This is a genomic window from Aerococcus sp. L_32, from assembly GCF_050689315.1.
On record NZ_JBOEQF010000254.1, the window covers coordinates 1 to 3,043 of the forward strand.

Annotated in this window: 2 protein-coding genes and 1 pseudogene; 2 read left to right on the forward strand and 1 reads right to left on the reverse strand. The window is 36.8% G+C overall.

Translation table 11 applies throughout. The annotated features are described in order from the left end of the window. Positions 1-262: IS30 family transposase (locus tag ACRCJ0_RS11365; RefSeq protein ID WP_431390488.1), on the forward strand; the 262-nt coding region annotated here is incomplete at its 5' end. Between the two features lie 117 nt (positions 263-379). On the opposite strand, the gene ACRCJ0_RS11370 is transcribed toward ACRCJ0_RS11365, so the two are convergent. Further along, the gene (locus tag ACRCJ0_RS11370; RefSeq protein ID WP_431390489.1) at positions 380-2,392 is read right to left on the reverse strand and encodes a KUP/HAK/KT family potassium transporter; all 2,013 of its coding nucleotides are present in this window, start codon (positions 2,390-2,392) and stop codon (positions 380-382) included. Positions 2,393-2,610: 218 nt separating this feature from the next. Here ACRCJ0_RS11370 and ACRCJ0_RS11375 point away from each other — a divergent pair. Beyond that, positions 2,611-3,043: pseudogene (locus ACRCJ0_RS11375) on the forward strand (IS30 family transposase); the annotation flags it as partial.

Genomic DNA, 3,043 nt, shown 5'->3' on the forward strand with positions numbered 1-3,043 from the left:
CTCCCAACATAGTCGAATAACGCTAGAATTAAATGGCACTAAAGTGTATTTTCCAGATCCACATGCTCCATGGCAACGTGGTACAAACGAAAATACTAATGGTTTATTACGAGAATATTCACCTAAAGGTGAAGATATTTCAGGTATTTTCGATAGTCAAATTCAAGAATGGGCGAATAAATTAAACACGCGACCACGGAAATGTCTAAATTGGAAAACCCCTTATGAGGTATTTTTTAATGAATCGTTGCACTTAATTTGACAATTGAAGGTACTAAAAAAAGCGTTGGCCGATTGGTCAACGCTCTTAAAATTAGTCTGACTTTTGGGGCACATTATAGAGTTCCATTATATAGTTATTAATCAATATAACTAGCTCTTACTTTTGTACATTGTTATTGGTAATTTCAGTTAATGTTGTCTTTCTCTCATTTCCAATAACTAAAGGTACGTATTCGTTTAATACTTCTGAATAATCCAAGCCAAAGGCTGAAGCGGTTGGTTGAACGTGTTCTTTAATAAACAATTTAAGCTGCATAACTTGGCGCTTAATAGATGTGAGTTCAGTGGTATACGAAAGTTTTTCATAAATAATGACGAATCGGAAATCACCAACTTCTCTAGCAGGTGTTATGGTATATCTCTGTGGTTGTTTTGGCAAACGACCACTTGTCATTAAGTCATGGATAATCTGGCGAATATAAACATTAATCTCTTGAGGGACTTTAAATCGTAGGTGCAATTTCACTTTAACGATATAGTCTGTATCCATCATGTCGACCTCATAAGCTTTTGTATAAGGCTCATCGGTTACTACAACATTCACAAACCAATATACACTAGCTTTTTTAGGACGTTTATCCAGGATGGAATAGATATATTGCCGCCCGATGATAGAGTCATTCATAAGAGCAACTAAGAAAACGACATTTGTTTGATTTAAAGGCAATGAGGAATCTTTTCGTAATTCACCAATTTGGTCTAAATAATCATGTATATCAACAAGGTCTTCTGTCTTGGCTTCAATTTGGGTGCCCCATTGCCATATCACCATGATGAATAAAATAAGGGCGGCAATCATCACAGCAACATACCCACCGTGAAAGAGTTTGGTAATACTTGAAATAAAGAAAATCCCTTCAATTAAAGCAAAGAATAGGTTAAGGGTGTGCGCTACCAGTTTAGGTTGACCAATCTGCATCAGATATGCATGTAATAAGATAGTTGTCATTAGCATGGTAATTGTTATAGACAGACCGTACGCAGCTTCCATACGCGCAGATGTTTGAAAGGCGATCACTACACAAGATGTAAAAATCCATAACAGTAAATTAATTGTTGGAATATACATTTGACCAGTAGAAGAGCCTGGATATAATATTTTCAGTCTCGGTAATAGTTTTAATTTGATTGCTTCAGAAACCAATGAGAATGATCCGGATATCAATGCTTGAGACGCAATAACTGCTGCGATCGTAGCAAATATTACCCCAAATACTAGCCAACCTTCTGGAAGCATTGCAAAAAAGGGATTTAAGTCTTCAATTTCTTGGTAGTCCGGGTTATTTCTAACTTTCAATAACCAAGCTGCTTGACCAAGGTAATTCAAGGTTAAACATATTTTAATATATGGCCAACTAGCACGAATATTGGCTAATCCAGCATGTTCTAAATCTGAATATATAGCTTCAGCACCAGTAGTTGCTAGAAAGACACTACCTAGGATAAAAATACCGTTTTTATTATCCGGGCTAAATAGGACTTTAAAAGCATAGTAAGGATTCAAAGCTCTAATAACTGTCCAGTCACCTATAAAGTTCAATAAACCAACAGTGCCTAAAAAGGTGAACCATGCAAACATAATTGGACCATATGCTCGTCCTACTACATCAGTACCAAATCGTTGAATCCCAAAAAGTACGAAGATGATTGCCAAAGTAATACCGATCACAATCTGTTGACTTTCACCAAAGTAACTATAGAATGTCGGCACACCACGCAAGCCTTCAACGGCAGTTGTTACTGTTACGGCGGGTGTGAGGACGCCGTCAGCTAAAAGTGAAGCCCCACCAATCATCGCAGGAATGATGAGATAGCGAGCTTTTTTTCGTACTAAAGTATATAAAACGAAAATACCACCTTCCCCTCTATTATCTGCTTTTAACGCTATTAAAACGTATTTGATTGAAGTTAGTAGGGTAATAGTCCAAAAGACTAGTGAAACAGAACCGATAATAAAATCAGGACTTATATTCGCTAATCCACCATTTCCAGTCACAATTGCTTTCATTACATAGAGAGGGCTAGTTCCAATATTTCCATATACGACACCCATTACAAAAAACAAACCTGCAATGGAAAGTTTATTGTGTAAAGTATGTTTACTTGTCATTATAATCTCTATTAATATTCAAAATTTTAATATCTTAAAAATTTTTCAAGGTTACCAAATTATGAACTTTTTTTAAAAGTCAATAAATTTAGGACATATTTTTGCGTTATTCGACATAGGAAAATTGTAAAATGAAATGCATAAGGAAATAAACAAAAAAATCATGTAGATACGATATACTTGTTAGCAACCAAACCAAAAGTATAAGGAGTATCTACATGACCGAAAATAATTGTATCACAGAAAAGCGCACCTTCAAACAACTTACTGACATCCAACGCGGAATGCTGGAACAGATGGCGAAAAGCGGCACCTATAAAGAACGCGCCAGCTTGACTATAAGCGCAATTATTACGAGCAGTATATTGCCGCCTCAGGCGCACGGGTTTATAAAGAAAATCGTGAGAACTCGCATGCGCGGGATCATAATAAATATTCTGTGGCTTACCTTGCTGCCTTACCTGAAAATCTAGCACCCAAGAAGGGGTTGCGGGTTCATAGCGTGGATACTTTTGTACACTCTTATAGAAAGTTGCACCCTGACGAACGCGTACCATGCACGAAGACCGTTTACTCTTTGATAAATGCTGCCGTACTTCCAAACCGTAATATCGATTTGCCTATGAAGACTAGGATGCGGCCACGAAAAAA